13 protein-coding genes and 1 pseudogene are annotated in these 17,957 nt (G+C 45.9%); 6 read left to right on the top strand and 8 right to left on the bottom strand.

Annotation, left to right across the window (positions count from 1 at the left end; all coding sequences use genetic code 11):
• Positions 1-181: 181 nt before the first annotated feature.
• Both ACFTRD_RS06600 and ACFTRD_RS06595 read right to left on the bottom strand, forming a co-directional pair.
• On the bottom strand, positions 182-985 hold the full coding sequence (locus ACFTRD_RS06600) for an inositol monophosphatase family protein (RefSeq protein WP_379378228.1): 804 nt from the start codon (positions 983-985) through the stop codon (positions 182-184).
• 153 nt (positions 986-1,138) lie between these two features.
• Positions 1,139-1,458: pseudogene (locus ACFTRD_RS06595) on the bottom strand (GrpB family protein).
• Between the two features lie 816 nt (positions 1,459-2,274).
• On the opposite strand from ACFTRD_RS06595, the gene ACFTRD_RS06590 reads away from it, so the two are divergent.
• From ACFTRD_RS06590 to ACFTRD_RS06580, 3 genes are all read left to right on the top strand, one after another.
• Positions 2,275-4,035: a DEAD/DEAH box helicase gene (locus ACFTRD_RS06590; RefSeq protein ID WP_379378227.1), complete on the top strand. Its 1,761-nt coding sequence runs from the start codon at positions 2,275-2,277 to the stop codon at positions 4,033-4,035.
• Between the two features lie 2 nt (positions 4,036-4,037).
• Entirely contained in the window at positions 4,038-5,246 is a 1,209-nt protein-coding gene (locus tag ACFTRD_RS06585; protein WP_379378226.1) for a YqhG family protein, read from the top strand.
• 182 nt (positions 5,247-5,428) lie between these two features.
• Positions 5,429-6,484 carry a hypothetical protein gene (locus ACFTRD_RS06580; RefSeq protein ID WP_379378225.1) on the top strand — a complete coding sequence of 352 codons (1,056 nt, stop codon included), beginning with the start codon at positions 5,429-5,431 and terminating at the stop codon, positions 6,482-6,484.
• Positions 6,485-6,579: 95 nt separating this feature from the next.
• On the opposite strand, the gene ACFTRD_RS06575 is transcribed toward ACFTRD_RS06580, so the two are convergent.
• Positions 6,580-6,804: a YqzE family protein gene (locus tag ACFTRD_RS06575; RefSeq protein ID WP_379378224.1), complete on the bottom strand. Its 225-nt coding sequence runs from the start codon at positions 6,802-6,804 to the stop codon at positions 6,580-6,582.
• Between the two features lie 194 nt (positions 6,805-6,998).
• Between ACFTRD_RS06575 and ACFTRD_RS06570 the strand changes: the two genes are divergently transcribed.
• Entirely contained in the window at positions 6,999-7,757 is a 759-nt protein-coding gene (locus ACFTRD_RS06570) for an N-acetylmuramoyl-L-alanine amidase (protein WP_379378223.1), read from the top strand.
• On the opposite strand, the gene ACFTRD_RS06565 is transcribed toward ACFTRD_RS06570, so the two are convergent.
• Together ACFTRD_RS06565 and ACFTRD_RS06560 are read right to left on the bottom strand one after the other, a co-directional pair.
• Positions 7,732-8,571 (bottom strand): divergent polysaccharide deacetylase family protein, encoded by an 840-nt coding sequence (locus ACFTRD_RS06565; protein ID WP_379378222.1) that lies wholly within the window; start codon positions 8,569-8,571, stop codon positions 7,732-7,734. The genes ACFTRD_RS06570 and ACFTRD_RS06565 overlap by 26 nt on opposite strands.
• A gap of 141 nt (positions 8,572-8,712) precedes the next feature.
• Positions 8,713-9,600, bottom strand: a complete 888-nt coding sequence (locus ACFTRD_RS06560; RefSeq protein ID WP_379378221.1) for an AraC family transcriptional regulator — start codon at positions 9,598-9,600, stop codon at positions 8,713-8,715.
• Positions 9,601-9,809: 209 nt separating this feature from the next.
• Here ACFTRD_RS06560 and ACFTRD_RS06555 point away from each other — a divergent pair, with 209 nt between their 5' ends.
• A complete protein-coding gene (locus ACFTRD_RS06555) occupies positions 9,810-12,248 on the top strand; it encodes a glycosyl hydrolase family 95 catalytic domain-containing protein (RefSeq protein WP_379378220.1) in 2,439 nt (812 codons plus the stop codon).
• Between the two features lie 82 nt (positions 12,249-12,330).
• On the opposite strand, the gene ACFTRD_RS06550 is transcribed toward ACFTRD_RS06555, so the two are convergent.
• The 3 genes from ACFTRD_RS06550 to ACFTRD_RS06540 all read right to left on the bottom strand — a co-directional run bounded on the left by ACFTRD_RS06550 (position 12,331) and on the right by ACFTRD_RS06540 (position 15,943).
• On the bottom strand, positions 12,331-13,935 hold the full coding sequence (locus ACFTRD_RS06550; protein ID WP_379378219.1) for an extracellular solute-binding protein: 1,605 nt from the start codon (positions 13,933-13,935) through the stop codon (positions 12,331-12,333).
• Between the two features lie 132 nt (positions 13,936-14,067).
• On the bottom strand, positions 14,068-14,958 hold the full coding sequence (locus tag ACFTRD_RS06545) for a carbohydrate ABC transporter permease (protein ID WP_379378218.1): 891 nt from the start codon (positions 14,956-14,958) through the stop codon (positions 14,068-14,070).
• 28 nt (positions 14,959-14,986) lie between these two features.
• Entirely contained in the window at positions 14,987-15,943 is a 957-nt protein-coding gene (locus ACFTRD_RS06540) for an ABC transporter permease (protein ID WP_379378217.1), read from the bottom strand.
• Between the two features lie 224 nt (positions 15,944-16,167).
• On the opposite strand from ACFTRD_RS06540, the gene ACFTRD_RS06535 reads away from it, so the two are divergent.
• A complete protein-coding gene (locus tag ACFTRD_RS06535; RefSeq protein WP_379378216.1) occupies positions 16,168-17,925 on the top strand; it encodes a cache domain-containing sensor histidine kinase in 1,758 nt (585 codons plus the stop codon).
• Positions 17,926-17,957: the final 32 nt, after the last annotated feature.

The following is a 17,957-nucleotide window of genomic DNA, read 5'->3' as shown; positions in this document are numbered from 1 at the left end:
AACTGAATCACACCAAAGAATCCATGGGGAAATGACATGTTTAACTTTGTTTTTGGTCATTTACAATATAAAAACCACATATCAAAAAGAACTCCCGTTTCATTCATTCAACTATTGTTCTCCTTTAGTGCACAAACCTTTATAAAGTGGATAAGATTATGATCGATATATATACTAAATGTTATGTGTATAAGATTCTCTTAGAAATATCTAAAATTTCCTGATGAAGTTCCATACTGGCAGCAAGAATACTACTACCTGACAGATGTATATTAATCTGATCTCCGTTCAAACAAGTAATTTTACCGCCAGCTTCTTCGACTAACAATTTACCTGCCGCAAAATCCCACGGTTTCTGAAGAGAACTAAAATACGCATTGAATCGTCCGCAAGCCACGTAAGCCAATTCCAGAGAGCCGCATCCAATCATGCGTATTCCTCTTGACTCATTGGCTATATGTTGTACAAAACTTTCAAATCCAAGTTTCTTTTCATTCTGATCATATCGAATGTACGTAGAAATTAATGAATTGCCTAATGCCACTGATGAAGAATTCATCAAAAGTCGTTTATTGTTCAGATAGGCACCTGAACCTTTCTCTGCCCAAAAGAGTTCATCATCAGAAGGATTATAAACGGCCCCACAAATCCCTCGTCCATTCTGGTATAAAGCGATTGAGATCGCAAAACATTGTTTCTGATGCACATAGTTAGTTGTCCCGTCGATGGGATCAACAATCCAAATGAAGTCATTCGGCTCAAAAACTTCCCCTGTATAACTTTCCTCACCCATAATTTTGTGATGAGGAAAGTCTTTCTTTATTCGTTGTACTACCATTTGCTCATTTTGGCGGTCTACGAATGTAACTAATTCTTTATGCGATGCTTTCGAACCTGCATCAATATGTCCTTCCAAGTGCCGCAAACTATTTTTTCCTGTCTCGATGACACATTCTTTGAGAACGTTAAGGTATTGTTTAGACATTTATATACCTCCCGGTTAAGTTCTGATGGTCTACATATCACGTACAAGATTTTTACTGCGACGATTACAAATCTCTCCATTATCGTAGTCCGTTAGCATAATCATAGGGTTACTCCGTTACTTTGTGGTTCTTGAAGCCTTCCATTCCATCGCTTATCTTTCGATTTTCAATACAAGGTATTTTTTCCCGTTGATATACGATTCGATATTGTACGGAAACTGCTCGGCCAATTGTTGTTTCAATTGCCCATATTCTTGAACCACCGTCCCGTTATTCCGTTCTCGCCCTTTGTTTCATATCCGACAGGCATGATGTCGATGACTGGCTTTGCTTCTAATCCCGGGACAGACGTGCTGCCGATGTGGTGAATAGCGACCAATTGTTCGCCGAAGATATGTCTCCGTTTGTTTGCTTCTTCCTCATACACCCAAGTCCATTGCTTGTTGTATGGCGTTACTTCAACTTTTCTCATAATCAACCTCCCAACTTTTAACTTACTTAGCATGTACTGTCCCAATTAATATTACCATGCTCAGTGGAGCTACGTTTTGATTGATACATCCAGTAATTACGGAAACTCGAGATTGTATTCGACCTACCCCTTTCTTATCATATGAGGTAAAATCTTGTTTTTCCAGATAAGTCTTATACGATATCCTATTATACTTTCATCAGGATATGGCTGAGGATGAAGTAACAACATTTAGTTAAAACCTCCTTCAGTACTTCTTGAGAGATTGTAGCAATTATAGTAATACAAAAGTAAGGTGAGGACCTTTCGATCCTCACCCAGGTGTACAAATATACATAGAATACATTTATTCGATTTTCTTAACTAAAGTGAAACAAACATAATCATCGCTAACGAAACAATGCTCAAATATCAATCCATTTCAACTGCATTTGCTGTATCCACAATTGCTGCATGTTTTGCATCCTTCCACATTAATCAGGGATGCAGAACCACAGGAAGGACATAAATTCCTGGACTCGGCAAAGGTTCTCACATCCTCACTCCCGTTACCCTTCGGATGTTGATCCAAAGTCCCTACGGTGTGATGCCCGCTTTCCATCCGATTCTGTTCTTCACTTGTACTAGCCTCGTTCTCCTGGGCACTGCTCTCCACATGGCTTTTCCATCACACGCCCTCATACGAAATCTGTGAACTTTTTTGGCATCTTGGCATCACCACGTCGAATTCCGACCATGGTTATGAACTTCCTCTCATTCGTCCATACTATAACCTACGAATAAAACGTCATCACGTATGGCAGGGGAGGAAGCATCATGAACCGGAAAAGCCCGCATCATCTCAATCAACCTGCAGCAGAATTACCCGTTCCACTTGAATTCGACCGCAGTTGGCTGACCCAACTGGAGTCCAGACTCGATAAAGGCGGCCCATGGGGCGATTACAGACTCTTTCAACTTGCCATTCAAGCGGAAGAGACGAATTTGATTCCCAACTTTGATGAAATCCAGTGCCTGAAGCATTTACAGGGTCTCACCCCGCTTCCACACCAGCTGGATACGGCACGCAAAGTATTATTTGAAATGTCAGGCCGTGCCATTTTAGCCGATGAGGTTGGACTAGGTAAAACAATTGAAGCTGGCCTGATTCTGAAAGAATATATGGTCCGTGGACTCGTATCCAAAGTTCTGATTCTCGTGCCTGCGTCCCTTGTACTGCAATGGGTCCGGGAACTGAATTCCAAATTTGGTATCCCTGCGATTGCACAGAAAAAAGCCTATTCCTGGCAAAATGAAATCGTGGTTGCCTCCATGGATACAGCGAAGCGTGACCCGCATAAAGATATGCTGCTGAATACGGATTACGACATGATTATTATCGACGAGGCTCATAAGCTCAAAAATAAAAAAACGACCAACTATCAATTCATGCTGAAATTGCGAAAAAAATACTGCCTTTTGCTCACGGCTACGCCGGTACAGAATGACATGAGCGAGCTGTTTAATCTCATTAACCTGCTCAAGCCGGGACAGCTTGGTCGTCAAGGTGATTTTGCGGCCAATTTTGTAGTGGACAAACGTATTCCTAAAAATCAGGAACAACTCAAGGATGAGTTATCCAAAGTCATGATCCGCAACCGCCGCGGCGAAGGGCCTGTTCAATTCACCAAACGGAACGTGTCCAATGTAAATTTGCAGCTATCGGCCGAAGAACAGGCCCTATACGATGGTGTAACTTCCTTTGTGAAAGATCAGTATCAGGAAGCGGGCGGCAACCTGAGCAGCATGCTTTCCCTGGTGACGTTACAGCGAGAAGTATGCAGCAGCCGGGATGCCGTATTTGTAACACTGGTCAATCTGTCGAAGAAACTTCCACTGGACTCCCCGCTTAGGGACAAGATATGGGAACTGGTTGCACATATTAAAGCGATTAAGGAGAATACCAAGGCCGAGAAAACGATGGAACTCGTTCGTGACATGAATGAGAAGGTTATTATTTTTACCGAATATCGTGCCACGCAGGAGTACTTGCTTAATTATTTTCGCAACAACGGCCTGACCGCTGTTCCGTATCGGGGCGGCATGAATCGGGGTAAAAAAGACTGGATGATGGATCTCTTCCGGGGCCGCGTGCAGGCAATGATTGCAACCGAAGCGGGCGGTGAGGGCATCAACCTGCAATTTTGCCATCACATGATCAACTTCGACCTGCCTTGGAATCCCATGCGTGTAGAGCAGCGGATCGGCCGCGTACACCGATTGGGACAGCAAAATGACGTCAATATCTACAACCTATCGACGACGGGTACCATTGAAGAACACATTCTGAATCTGCTGCATGAAAAGATCAATATGTTTGAGATGGTCATTGGTGGACTGGATGTCATTCTGGAACGGCTGGAGAAGAAGGAATCCATTGAGAAAAGTTTGTACAAAATTATGCTTGAGTCACAAAACGAAGAGGATATACGCCGTAAAATGGATTCACTTGGACAATCGCTGAACTCCATTCAGCGTGAAGTTGCAAGTCAGGCTCCGGTCGTGACCGGGGTTGATCTTCGCAAAGGAGGTCTCTGATCATGACCATGTCGCCCCATGAAGTGCAAGCTTACGTGCTCACTTACCTGGAAACACTCGATTGTCAGATCATGGAGCGATCTCCTGCCCATGTAACCGTTAAACTTTCACCAGAAGCCGACAAGGCGTTAACCAACCGTCCGTATTATTGGGGATTTGTCGAGCGAACCGGAGCACCTGCGGAGACAATGTCCTTTACGTTTGTATTTGATCCGGACGCCCATCAGCAAGCCCTGGAAGCTGCTGAAGCAAAGACTGCACAATCTGCTCCACCAGCAGGTACAAATCCCGGCGCCGAAGCGCCAAAAGATACGATTCTCGGCAGGTACTTCGGCATTGTCCCTTCTCTCCCTCAACTAGGGCCAGGACGGATTTTGAAAGAGGATGTGGTATATGGCAGCCGCAGGTTACAACAGATCTTCAATGCAGCCCGTGAAGGTGGCGAATATGTAAATCTGTTCGAACAGGCTGCCAAACGGCAATTGCGCGCTACCGCACCAGCTGTATATGAACCATGGCTTGGTGTCTGTTTCAAAGTGGAGTTTGCCTGTGATTTAAAGCGGGAGGAACTGCATTTTATTGGAATCTCCCTTCGCACAGGGGAGATTGTCGAGAAATTCGGCTCCAAGCTGAACAAACGTGACCTCAGTCCAAGACTTGCAGAGAATATGCACGTACAGACCGCCAAAGTATCGCTAGCCGATGCCGGGGCTGCTCTGGAATTTCATTTGACGAACCGCTTATTGGAACTCGATTATAGCTGGGCTGAGAAGGCTAAAGAGCGGCTTGATCTGGAACTCGCTGTTGTGGATACCTACTATGAAGCAGTTCTTAGAGAAGACACTCCTGAGGTCGACGTAGATACGCTCTCTGATTCCAGTAGAGAGGTGAATGCCTCTGGTAAGGATCAGGCGGGACCATCTACCCCTATTCAGCCTGCTCGCTCCAAGCCCTCTCGAAACCAGAATGTACATTTACAGCCAATTGAACCTACTGGCGTGATGATCGGATCCGATGTCGAACTCGCAGCTGAATCTGCTGTTCAGGCAGAACCGGAAACGGACCCTGAACAGGATAAAGCCAGACAAGCGGTGATGGACCGTGAGGCCATGAAGCTTCAATACGAGACGCGCCGTACCGAGATGATTTGGCAATATGAGCCTAAAGTGAAGGTGACCGCCATTAGCAGCGGCATGTTTCATTTGAGATAGACGACGAGGACACTACTTTTCCCGCAAATGACGGCAAAAGTAGTGTTTATTCATGAGTGGCAGCCCGACAGGTTGCAGCAACCTTTGCACAGCTTGTCCTCTAGAATGAAACTAGAAACGATCATGTAACGAATACAGCTCCAATTCGTCATGATATGTACTCCAGAAGAGGTGGTGTTCGCATGAAACAACCCTTCCACCCTGCGTGGAACGTAATACGACGAATTACAGGTATTGCTGTGTGCCTTCTGTGTGTAATCACCCTGCTCCCCTTACTGCAAGCTGAAGGTGCTGGTATTCAAGATGCATCTGAATCGATGCAACCCTTAACCATTGCCCAAAGTACGGCTGTGCTTCATTCAGATATAATGGCCCCAGATACGGTTCAACAGTTTGCACACGAACAAGCGCTCATTCTTGGGTCTGAAGCGACCGGGAAACGTTGGAAACAGGCCGAATTGAACTTTTACCCCCTCGGTCCCGGCACGCGCAGTTGGCTTGTTTACGCTGATGTTGAAGGGTCCCCCGTTGGTTATATGATTATTTCAGAGAACGACCAGGGGCAGTTACAGCTCAGTGAGTATGGTCAGGGAGGACAACGGCCTTACAGCAGTTCCTTGTTGAATCAAGTTTTGGATAGACATCAATTGACCCTGCAAGAGCTTAGTACAGAAGGAGGGGAGCTGCAATGGTGTTACGCTCCTCCCCTGCTCGCTTATTGGAAAGTGGATAGACCCCATGCTGCTGCAATCTATATTGACGCAACCAACGGCGATACCTTGCCAGAAGGTGTTCTGAAAGAACTCGATGTGGACTCACAGAACACGAAACGCCCTCATTCAATGACCACGATGTCTGGACAAACAACTGTCATCCCGTCAGTCTCACCTCAAGGCTCACTGCGATCTGTAGATTCCATGTATCTGCAGCCCATGTTCAATCCTGCAGATAACCTGTTATGGATCACATCCAAGGCTGTATCAATTACTGGAGTTAAGTCGTTGAATGAGCAATGGAAAGATTATAAAGCGATTGTTTTCTCTGCAAATCATCAAAATGTTTTCTATGGAGGCCCTCTCCCTGTCAGCGGGTATCAGATCTGGCGTAATGACCGTGGAACAGCGTTATTACAATATGTAGCTATTGGTGGTCATACTTCGGTAAGACGATTTGTTCCTCTGCAGACCTTAATACGGGATGGGCATTTCTACGCCTTTAATCCTAAACATCCCAGTTAAGAAGTGGCTGATGTGCAAAACAAATAAGACGCCTTCCTCTGGTTTCCTAGGAATGCGTCTTTTACGTTGAGATCAGATATAAAGCTGATCCATAATTATCTTTTACCCGAAGAACTTGGTTTCTCCCTGTTTTCCGGCGAATTCATTGCTTTTTCCTTTTTCCCAACCCATAGGGATACGGCAAAAGGAATCATTCCGAACCACTTCATCGTCCAAGGCTCTTTGATCTTGGTGCGGCCTTTACGTTCATCTTTGGGTGTGTCGATATAATGAACGACTCGCTCTGTAATGTATTTCACCAACTCGTCACTTTTGGCCATAATCTTGCCTCCCGTAGCTCCGGTAAAGCCGGGGCTTATGTGTTACCCCTATTGTGTGCAGAAGAGATCCGAGATAAACATTTTTTTGCTGCAAAGAGTATGAAAAATGAAAGAATGCACAGTCTAATGCCAAAGGTACCCATCCGGTCTCTATTGCTTATAGAAGCCTATTTCAAGAAGGAGCGTGTATTCTCATGTATAAGCTGCTGGCCGCATCGATGGCATTGCTAATCAGTATTAGTTGCGTCCCCCTGACTTCTCACGTCGCCACGGAGCAATTCGCTTCACTCCAATCAAAACAATCAACCATAAGCCCATCCATGCTGCCGGTAACGGATGGGGATGCCTATCGCTCCTCCCACCATGCGTTTGCAGCACCTGTTATCCTGTTGGATGTGGGACACGGCGGCATTGACGGTGGAACAACGGACCATGGTGTTCTGGAGAAAGACATCAATCTTGCTATTAGCCAAAAGGTGTACCTCCTGCTTCGCAGCAAGGGTTATGCAGTCATTATTAACCGATTCGGCGATTATGCACTTAGTGACGAAAATCGCTGGCTGAACAGCCGCTCACGTCACCTCAGGGATTTGGCTCAACGCAAAAGCCTCAGCGAAGAGATAAGCACCGATATCGTTGTCAGCATCCATGCCAACTGGAGCCCACGGTCGACCTCCCGAGGTCCGGTCGTTTTACATCAGAACGAGGGACGCAGCTATCTGCTCGCAGACTCCATTCAGAGTCAACTTAATCAATTGTACGAGACCAAACATAATGTAGCATGGGGTAAACCCTTTTATCTGTTGAATCATGTAAAGCAACCGGCTGTAATCGTCGAAACCGGATTTCTAAGTAATGACCGTGATCGTGCCATGATTAGCGATCCGAAAGAACAGAAACGGATCGCACAGGCCATAGCAAGCGGCATTATTTATTATCTGTCGGCAGTTTAAGCTCAGGCTTCCAATGCCACACATCACGAACCAGATCGCCAATACCGACGAACTCAATCTGACCTTTGAGCCGGGAGACGGATTCATGAACTACGGCTGATGTGTTCATTCCGGAATGTCCAACATGCCCGATAACGACACATACATCTTTGTCAAGAGCACGCTGAGCCGCAAGATCCATCTGTTTACGAATATGCTGTTTGGAATTATGATCATCCAAAAAAATGTCATTCCCGACTGGAGGCATGCCTTTAGTCACTGCCAATTCGCCCACCACGGAGCGAAAGTTCGTCCGGCTATCGACAAAAAACAATCCACGCTCTTGACAAACGTCCAATACAATAGACATGATGCGTTTGTCGGACGTAATTTTGGATCCCATATGATTGTTCATGCCAATCGCATATGGGACATCATCAATGGCTTTCTCCACACGGTCACGGACTTCTTCGTCCGTCAGATTGGATGTGATCGCACCTGGACCCAACCATTCAGGCCTTCCTTTTTTGGGCTCCATGGGCATGTGGACAATCACATCCATCCCTTTTTCATGTGCTGCGATCGCGTCTTTCTTTGTCGTTTGCAAAAAAGGCATTACAGCCACCGTTAGCTTCACAGGAGTCGCCAAAATTTCTGCCGTGCCTTTCATGTTATTCCCAACATCATCAATAATGATCGCCATTCGTTTATGCTGTGATTTGTCTCCGGAAGTATGTGAAGAAACCTGATGTGGTACATGTTGCGAATCCGCACTACTGGAAGGCAGGTTTCCCCCATTGACTATTAATATCGAGCCGACTAACACCAATGACATCTTCATTCTCCAAGAGCATGACCACCCTTTTCGCCCGGCCTTATTCATCCGTCGTTCCCTCCTTTGTTCTGTTCCATCATTATTTGAACAATGAAGGGGGAATATGTAGACCAAAAAAGCCTGTTCATTCCAATGAAAAACTTAAGATTGCAGTATTGGACTAGCACAAGCACTCAAGCGATATTGACGCGGGGTTTGACCCGTTAGTCGATGAAACAGCCTGGAGAAGTAATGAACGGAGCTAAAGTGATATTTTTCCGCTATTTGTGTAATACTTAGCATCGTGTGCAGCAGATCGTCCTTAGCCAGTCCTATGCGGAATCGGTTCATATATTGGATGGGAGAATATCCGGTAGATTTTCTAAATAGTTCAAAAAAATGACCACGGCTCATATTCAGCTTTTGGTAATAGACCTTCAGCGGTTTGGGGGCTTCATGCAACAAATCCTGCTCAATCATGTGCAACATTTGGCTTATTCGCTGATCTGGAATGAAATCCTCCCTCAGCATGCAACAGTTCAAAAAATAGTCGATGAATGTCTGGAAATTACGTTGAATCGTCAAACTGCGCATAAATGTTTGTTCATTGATGAACGCCTCACTCTTATAAAAATCCCGGAAGAGATCCTGCCAAATCCGCAATGATTCCACCTTTGAAATTTCCCTCAGCGCGTAAGGAAAAGATGAGCCCACAAAAGCTTGCTGCAGCACCTGCGGGGGATAACAAATCGGACAAACTGTATTGAAATCCGTTCCCCTCTCCACATAGTGCCAATCGAAATAACAACATAGGTGTACCATTGGGTTCTTCAGATCAGCTACCCACTCATGCAGTTGCCCTGCTGCGATATAGACCAGCGAACCCGGACCAAGCCTGCTGCTCTGACCATTTGTAGTCAATATCCCGTACCCTTCGCTGATCAAGTAAATAGAGCTGGTATAGCAAATTCGCTGAGAACTCGACTGTCCTTTTACAAATGGGTATCGTGTCGCCAGATATACATAGGGATGCAAGGAAGCAAAATTCATTGGAAATTTCCTTTCCGACTCCGTTTCTCTCGATGTTACCCATTCATCTCCATTGTCGAAAGGTACAATTCGGGACTAGAGGTACATCTCAGCAGAGCACCAATTGATCTGACTATCGTGCAAATCGTGGACGTCTTGCTAAATACAGCAAACTGCTGTTCCAATACAGTAATAACTGTACATCGCATACTTCACGAGGAGGACAATTTATGCAGAAGAATGATAAGCAAATGAAGAGAAGACACGAGATAAATAAGAACAGAGGCTATGAACGTGCCAAGCAGCATCCCGTTTCCTTCACTGGTCCTGCGCCGGATTTTTTTGAAGGCGCACTATTGGGCAACGGAGGACTGGGTATTGTCGTAACAACCCGCCCGGATGCCGTAATGCTCCATTTTGGACATAACAATGTCTGGGATATTCGTCTCGCTGAAGATCACAAAGACGAGCTACTGACTTTCCAAGAGGTCTATGAAAGATTGGCTGCTCTGCCAGCTGATTTGGTGCAATTAACGGATCATCCATGGTACAAACAATATTGTGAGCTGGCCGGCCAAAATTACAGTAAAGCTTATCCCAAGCCCATACCCTGCGGATCACTGCTGCTGCGATATGATCGACGGAAGGCCGAAGTCATCGGCCATACCATTGATATTGCCAATGGCCTTTGCATGATTGATCTCTTGATAGAGGGCAAACCTGCCATATTCGAGCTCTTTGTGGAAGGATCACATGAACGAGTCTGGATGAAAGTAAGTGATGCTGCAACAGGTGCTCTGGTTCCCTTATTCGAGGAGATCAAGCTGATTCCAGATCCCGAGACACCACCTGAATTCCCGCACGCAGAAGTTATTACCCACAAAGTTACGGGCGGACAGTCATTTACACAAATTTTGCCGCATGCGGAACACCCGTCTGTACCTTACATAACTCAGGTGAAAGATAAAGCTTTCCGGCTTGCTGTAAGCGTATCTGGTATAGGTAAGAACGAAGAACAGCCCATCCATACGCTGGATTCACAAGTCAACCTCGATCCTCCGGGAACAGATGAACACGGCTTTTTGGCTTGCGTAGAGCTGTGGGAAGGTCTTTACAGCGAACTTGATGATGGGGCCCTCCCGCCAGATCTATCATGCTTTAATCAAGCTAGGGAAGAGTCGAATGCAATGTGGCGTGACTATTGGAGCCGCTCCTCGGTCGCACTGGAGGATGAATTTCTGGAGCGTATCTGGTATCACAATCTGTATTTTTTTAATTGTGCCGTGAGAGCAGGTATTACCTGCCCTGGACTTTTCGCCAACTGGAGCTACCGGACCATCGGTGCAGACTGGCATGGCGATTACCACATGAATTACAACACGCAGCAGCCATTCTGGGTTGCATTCTCCAGCAACCATCTCGACAAACATCTTCCTTACGTGGATATGGTTGATCATGTACTTCCCGTCAGCCGGGCGTGGGCGCGAGAGTATTACGGACTGAGCGGAGCTTATTTTCCACACTCCGCCTATCCTGTTGAGATGTCCATGATGCCCTACCCTGTTCCGCATTGGGGATGGGAAATCTGCGAGACGCCATGGACGGTGCAAAGTTTATGGTGGCACTATCTCTATTCCATGGACGAGACGTTTCTGCGTAATCGTGCATTTCAACCCATGAAAGAAGCAGTGCTGTTCATGGTCGATTACATGAACCGTCCAGAAGCACAGGGTGAGCGCTGGGGAGATGACAATTATCACATTTTTCCGACGGTGGTGCCGGAGTTATATGAGATTACACCTGGCTTTGCCAAGAACAAGGACTGCCTGATTGACCTGACACTGACGCGATTTCTGTTCAATGCGTTCACCCAGGCTTGCGTTGTCCTTGAAAGGATGGAATCCGAGCAGGATCTGCTAGAGAAAGTAAAAGAGATTTTGAGCCATTTCCCTTCTTATCCCACAGCCGAATCCCGCAACGGTCCAGTCTTTGTGTCGGTGGAAGGTGAGGATCCTGATGTGGTGTATAACGTCCCCATTCCTGTTACGACGGTATTTCCAGGTGAAGATCACGGGCTTCATTCGCCAGAAGAGGAATACCAGACCGCAGTGAACTCCTACCTTAATCACTGCAACGAAGGCGGCAATGAACTGGTATTCTATCATTTTGTCGGAGCCCGGCTTGGCGTGTTGGATTTGGAACGCTTCAAGCGTCAAATACAGTATTGTCTGCTATCAAACGGCACTTGCACAGATCGGGTCCTAATGAGCGGTGGTCGCTATGCTGACACGGAGAACTTCGATTTCATGTCCCGTATGGGCATCTGGTTCGAAAATTTTTCCCTGCCTTCCGTTATCAATGAATGCCTTCTTCAAAGTTATAATGGTAACCTGCGCTTCTTCCCCAACTGGCCGAACGAACAGAAGGCAGAATTCCATACGCTCCGTGCTGTGGGAGGCTTCCTCGTCAGTGCGATTTTTACGGATGGAGAAACCAAGTGGATCGAGATTGAGAGTGAAGCCGGTACCTCCCTATCCTTCTATATCCCTTGGGCAGAAGGGGCATTATGCACAGTTTCTTCTGGCGAGCAATATATGCTGTCTGGTCAGGTTGGCAAGATCTCTACAGTAGTAGGGGATATCATCGCCATTGTTAAAGCAACGGTTTAGCTCATATGGTAAAATGCATCCATAAATAAAAAGCGCCCCGGGCAATCACCCGGGACACTCTTATTTATAAGTTGCTTTCCACTTACTTGGAGGACCACAGTTCCATACGCTGAGCATATTTCTCGTTAATAATATCCTCCACTTTCTCATCGCCAGCCTTTTTCATATCCTCCAGCATCTTGTCGAATACGGAATTGGCCTCAACTTCACTTGGAGCAATAATAGCTCTCGTAATGCTCTGATCCATAATATCCTTCACCTTCTGGGCCGTCAGTGCTTGAGGTGTTCCCCCATCCGGATTCAGGTTATCATACTGCGCTGTATCCCATACGGAATCGCCAAGACTCTTAATGGCCAGTTCATCCACTTCACTGCGCTGGAATTTGACCGCCATATCATACGGCTGTCCATTCGGGTCAAGGCCATTTTTGATAAACCATAACCATTTGCGAACGCCGCTTTTCTTCACCGTGTCATCCCAGTTATCCTTGAAGCTTTGCAGGAACGCAGGGTCCGGTTGGCGCTTGCCATCTACCATGGTATACTGTTCGCCTTCCTTACCCCACAGCAGCAAATGCTGTCCTTCATCACTCGCCAGATAATTAAAGAGCTTCATTGTCTCTTCCGGGTGCTTGTTATTTTTGGTAATAGCGATCGCATCCCATCCAAGCGAACTTCTTGGACCAAATGTCGTTTGAGCCGGATCTACACCTGGAGCAACAACTTTATATGCAAATAACTGATTCTTCTCTCCGCCATCCTTCTTCAGGGCCGCATTACCGTTACCTGGGTCCCAATATGCACCTGGGGTAGCGAATACCGCGCCAGTCGTCAGCTTTTGAATCCATGTTTGCGTTTTACTAATAGCAAATTCCTTCTCAATCAAACCTTCTCTATATAATCGGTTCATGTATAACAGCATTTCACGATATTTGGGGTCCTTGACATCATATTGCAGACGTCCATTGTTGTCATAATACGTTTTTAAGCCCCACATGCCTTTAAATGTCCCCAGATTCGCGCCCATGTTCTCACCATTCATCGTCATCGGAATGGACTCTTTGCCATCAATCGTGTTGTATTTTTCTTTGAAATTTTTCAGGAGTGTCTCAAACTCGTCCGTTGTGAGTGGCTTTGAACCATCTGCCTTGTCTGGAAGAAACTCTTCCAGCAGGCTCTGCCTCATCAGCATACCGAAGACCGGATCACTGTCGAGACCGTACCAGTTTGCCAGATAGTAGTTCTTGCCGTCTGTATAACGTGTTTTGGTCAACGTTTCGCCGTACATTTCTTTCAAATCAGAACCATATTTCTCAATCAACTCATCCAGTGGAATGAATGCGCCGCTTGAAATGTACTTATCAAGGGAAGCATCTCCCCGGCTCATGACCACCACATCGGGATAGTCACCACTCGCCAGCATCAGGCTCAGTTTTTCTGTTGGATTACCCGTTGGCTGCTGGATGGAAATCTCTATGCCCGTCTTTTTGGTAATTTCCTGGGCAACCGCATCGGTAAAAGGTTCTCCTTTGGTATTGCCATCAAACCAGGTCAGCGTAATCGGCCCTTGTTCCCCGTCTTTACCTGCTGTATTGTTCTCCCCATCATTGGAGGAGCAGCCCGCCAGCAAACCAACGACTAATGCAGCCGTAATCCCCATGGTCATCCATTTTTTTGTCTTTGTCATTGACACCCTAATTCCTCCCAATGAATAAATTCCTGCAGTGCTAGATTGAGCATTTCCAAAACGATCTTTGCCCACCCCCTTTCAGGAGAGGCCACCGGACAAGCCTACCCTGCAACCGGATCATGAAACAGATTAACTCTTCACCGCTCCCAAAGTCATGCCTTTAACAAAGTATTTTTGCAGGAACGGGTACACCATAACGATCGGTAAGGTCGCTACCATGGTAGCAGCCATTCGAATGGTATCGCTTGAAACGGCATTCCGCTTGGCCGAGTTGGCCAGCATTTGCGTTTGTGAAATCATGCCGCCGGTCTGAAATTGATTCAATATTTTGACAAGCACGGCTTGAAGGGTTTTCAGGTCCGAGCTGTAGGTGAACGCATAGGAATCAAACCAGGCATTCCAATGTCCAATGGCTTGAAAGAGGCCCACTGTTGCAAGCACAGGTGTTGTCAGCGGCATCACAATTCGGAAGAAAATCGTCAGATCGTTAGCCCCGTCCACCCTCGCCGATTCTTCAATCTCATGGGGCAGCTGCTCCATAAAGGTACGGACAATAATCATATAGAAGACATTCATCAAACTTGGCAAAATGAACACCGAGAATGTATCGATCATGTTCAGTGCCTTAAGCACCATGTAGAATGGAATGAGTCCACCACTGAAATACATGGTAAAGATAAAGTACAGGTTCCATCCTTTGCGTCCAATCAGATTCCGCCGACTTAGCGGATACGCAAGCATCGTAATGACCAGAACCGACAGCGGTGCACCAATCAGAGTCCGCTTGACGGTTACCCACAGCCCGTTCAAAATCTCGCTATCCTTCAAAATCTGCTGATAGCTGTCCAGGGTCAGGTCTCTGGGCCACAGGTAGACGCCGCCTCGTACTGTATCCTCCGCGCTGTTCAATGAAAGAACGAGTATATTCCAAAACGGAAGAAATGTAACCAGTAGAACAAGAATAAGAATGAAATACACAATGAGTTTGAAAATGCGATCCCCGAATCTGTTCAGAATCATCACAAGCGCTCCCCTCTGTCTTTTGTAGTTAGAACAACGCCTGATCGTTCACTTTTCTGGAAATCCGGTTCACGATGAGGACAAGAATAAAGGCAACAACGGATTTGAACATTCCCACGGCAGCCCCGTAAGAGAACATGCTGTTCTGCAGTCCGTATTTGTAAGCATAAATATCAATCACTTCGGAGTATTCAAGCACCGTATTATTTTGCAGCAGGTATTGCTGTTCAAATCCCGCATTCAAAATGCCTCCGACCGCGAGAATAGCCAATATGACAATGGTAGGGCGCATGGATGGCAGCGTAATATGCCACATTTGCCTAAATCGGCTGGCTCCGTCCACCCTGGCCGCTTCGTAGAGCTCCGGATTAATGGAGGCGATTGCAGCGAGATACATTATGGCGCTAAAACCCATCTCTTTCCACATGTTCGACAGGGCGATAATCCACCAGAATAGAGGCCCGTTCTGCAAAAATGCGACAGGTTCCTTGACCATGCCCAGCATAACCAGAATATTGTTAAGCATTCCATCCGAAGCCAGCAGCGTAATTACAATGTTGGCTGCGATAACCCATGAGATAAAATGCGGCAGATAGGAAACCGTCTGTACAAAACGTTTGAAAAATCCCTGTCTTGCTTCATTTAGTACAAGCGCGAGAATGATCGGCGCAGGAAATCCAAAGAACAATGTCAGCAAGCTCGTCGCAAGCGTATTTCGCATAACCCGATAGAAATCCCCTGTAGTAAAGAAATACTCAAACCACTGGAAACCTACAAATTCGGCATGGAAGAACTGGTGAAAAAATGATCCCCCACCCGGCTGATAATTCGTAAACGCCATATATAGTCCAAACATCGGACCATAGGAAAATAGCAATGTCGCAATGAAGGCAGGAAGCATAAGCACGAATAACCATTTTTGCTCTTTTAGTCTGCTTATCAGATTATTGCTCCTGACTGTTTTGATAGCGCTTACCTTATGCATTAAATACCCTCCCTTTTTCTATACAGCAGCATGGTCGGCCATATCTGGATTCAACTTCTCTCCTATTCATCATAAATTTGACGCTGATTGCCCGCCATAGTCGAATTCTCCGAAAGATACCGCTTTTTAAAGATGTTTCTGCGTAAAAGAGAGGATTGGATTTCCATATTCACTCTGCTATGATGAACTGTGCAACGAATATTCAGTCAAGAGAGGGCTTCCTGATGCGCCAATTTTATAGAAAATACTTATATATGCCTTTTGTTAATCTGAGCTTTCGTTCCAAACTGTTTATGGTATTTGTTCTGGTCACCATCATTCCAATGATGCTGTTGGTTTACTTTTCCTATGAACTTACCAAAATCAAACTCACCGAGCAGATCTATATCAACATGACGAACTCAACCGCTCAAATCACTAAAAATCTGGAGAACAAACTGGACAGCTACGAACATATTTCCGCCTCCATTTATTTGGATAACCGACTTGCCAATTACCTGACAAACGAGTATCAGGATGATCCATCGTATCTGGACGTCTATAATTATATTGGCAATCGTATCGACACCGTGATGGCTGCCTACCCTGATTTTGATAGCGCCTTCATTTATTCGGACAATCCATCGCTGCCCAAAGACAATTATTATATCCGGCCGATTACACCCGAAGTTCATAACACGGAGCTGTTCCACAAGCTGCAACAATCCTATGGAAACATCATTCATCTCTCATCGCCGCAGACAGAGAACGGTCCTGCCATGTTTACGCTTGCACGACTGCTGAACAACAATAGTAATCAGTATCCTTATGGGATGCTGGTCTTTCAAATCTCCGAGTCTGTCATCTATTCCTTAATGGAAAAGGAAGCAGGCGGCAAAGATATTTTCATCATAAATGACAAAGGTATGATTCTGTCCTCCGCCGACAAACAGTTAATTAATACAAGCCTGCCCGAACTTCTTCATCAAAATTTTGACGATACGGCTTCAGGAAGATTTGATACAACGTATCAAGGCGTGAAGGCTCTAGCCGTTTATAACACGCTCAAAAATGGCTGGAAAACGGTATCCATCTTCCCGTATGACAGTATTATCAAGGATGCCAAATCGCTCTCTCAGCTTATTATCAAAATTTCACTGGGCTTCATCGGCGTGGCGCTGTTGCTCATCTATATTACCGCTTCGCTGTTCAGCAAACGCATCAGGACGTTAATACGAATGATTCGCCGCATTGAACGGGGAGATTTCAACCCTGCCCATGAGGAGCAAATGGGCAGTGATGAGATAGGACAGCTTCACTTTGCATTTGAGCAGATGACAACCCGGTTGAAAAGTCTGGTTACCGAAGTCTACCAGAAAGAGCTACAGGGTAAGGAAGCCGAGCTTGATCTGCTTCAAGCTCAGATCAATCCTCATTTTCTGTATAACACACTCGGCTCGATCTCCTCTCTGGCCGTCAAGCATCAGGATCCTCAGATTCAGGATATGGTCCTTCATCTGGCCAAGTTTTATCGGATCTCCCTAAATAAAGGAAAGAGTATTCTGACCATCAATGAGGAGTTGAAGCTAACGCAGAGCTATAATGCTATTCAACTTATTCGATTTAAGGGCAAGCTGAACATCATCTATACGATAGATCAGTCGATCCTGCCCTACTCGACCGTGAAGCTTGCGTTACAGCCTTTTGTGGAGAATGCAGTGATTCACGCTCTTTGGAATCAGGATCGGCCCCTAAATATCAATATCAAGGGCATCATTGAGAGTAATAGTATCATCCTGTCTGTTATAGATGACGGAATGGGCATGCGGCGTGAGACGCTTCAGTCTTTGTTTGAAGAGAAAGAAGGACGAGGCTATGGCATTTCAAATGTGGATCGACGAATTAAGCTGAAATTTGGTGAATACTACGGTGTCAAAGTGTTTAGCAAACTAGGCATGGGAACCACGGTCCAAATCCGTCTGCCACAAAAAGAGATTCAATAAAAAAGGAGTGCAATGCAGCCACTATTGGCTTG

The organism is Paenibacillus sp. NPDC056933 (assembly GCF_042674385.1).
Classification (GTDB): Bacteria; Bacillota; Bacilli; order Paenibacillales; family Paenibacillaceae; genus Paenibacillus.
This window is presented reverse-complemented; position numbering and strand designations above follow the sequence as displayed.

Bases quoted from the DNA above. Each gene is read 5' to 3' on its own strand.
- ACFTRD_RS06590 (WP_379378227.1), top strand. From the start codon at position 2,275: ATGAACCGGAAAAGCCCGCATCATCTCAATCAACCTGCAGCAGAATTA.
- ACFTRD_RS06565 (WP_379378222.1), bottom strand. From the start codon at position 8,571: ATGTCATTGGTGTTAGTCGGCTCGATATTAATAGTCAATGGGGGAAAC.
- ACFTRD_RS06570 (WP_379378223.1), top strand. From the start codon at position 6,999: ATGTATAAGCTGCTGGCCGCATCGATGGCATTGCTAATCAGTATTAGT.
- ACFTRD_RS06555 (WP_379378220.1), top strand. From the start codon at position 9,810: ATGCAGAAGAATGATAAGCAAATGAAGAGAAGACACGAGATAAATAAG.
- ACFTRD_RS06540 (WP_379378217.1), bottom strand. From the start codon at position 15,943: ATGCATAAGGTAAGCGCTATCAAAACAGTCAGGAGCAATAATCTGATA.
- ACFTRD_RS06600 (WP_379378228.1), bottom strand. From the start codon at position 985: ATGTCTAAACAATACCTTAACGTTCTCAAAGAATGTGTCATCGAGACA.
- ACFTRD_RS06550 (WP_379378219.1), bottom strand. From the start codon at position 13,935: ATGACAAAGACAAAAAAATGGATGACCATGGGGATTACGGCTGCATTA.
- ACFTRD_RS06545 (WP_379378218.1), bottom strand. From the start codon at position 14,958: ATGATTCTGAACAGATTCGGGGATCGCATTTTCAAACTCATTGTGTAT.
- ACFTRD_RS06575 (WP_379378224.1), bottom strand. From the start codon at position 6,804: ATGGCCAAAAGTGACGAGTTGGTGAAATACATTACAGAGCGAGTCGTT.
- ACFTRD_RS06585 (WP_379378226.1), top strand. From the start codon at position 4,038: ATGACCATGTCGCCCCATGAAGTGCAAGCTTACGTGCTCACTTACCTG.
- ACFTRD_RS06560 (WP_379378221.1), bottom strand. From the start codon at position 9,600: ATGAATTTTGCTTCCTTGCATCCCTATGTATATCTGGCGACACGATAC.
- ACFTRD_RS06535 (WP_379378216.1), top strand. From the start codon at position 16,168: ATGCGCCAATTTTATAGAAAATACTTATATATGCCTTTTGTTAATCTG.
- ACFTRD_RS06580 (WP_379378225.1), top strand. From the start codon at position 5,429: ATGAAACAACCCTTCCACCCTGCGTGGAACGTAATACGACGAATTACA.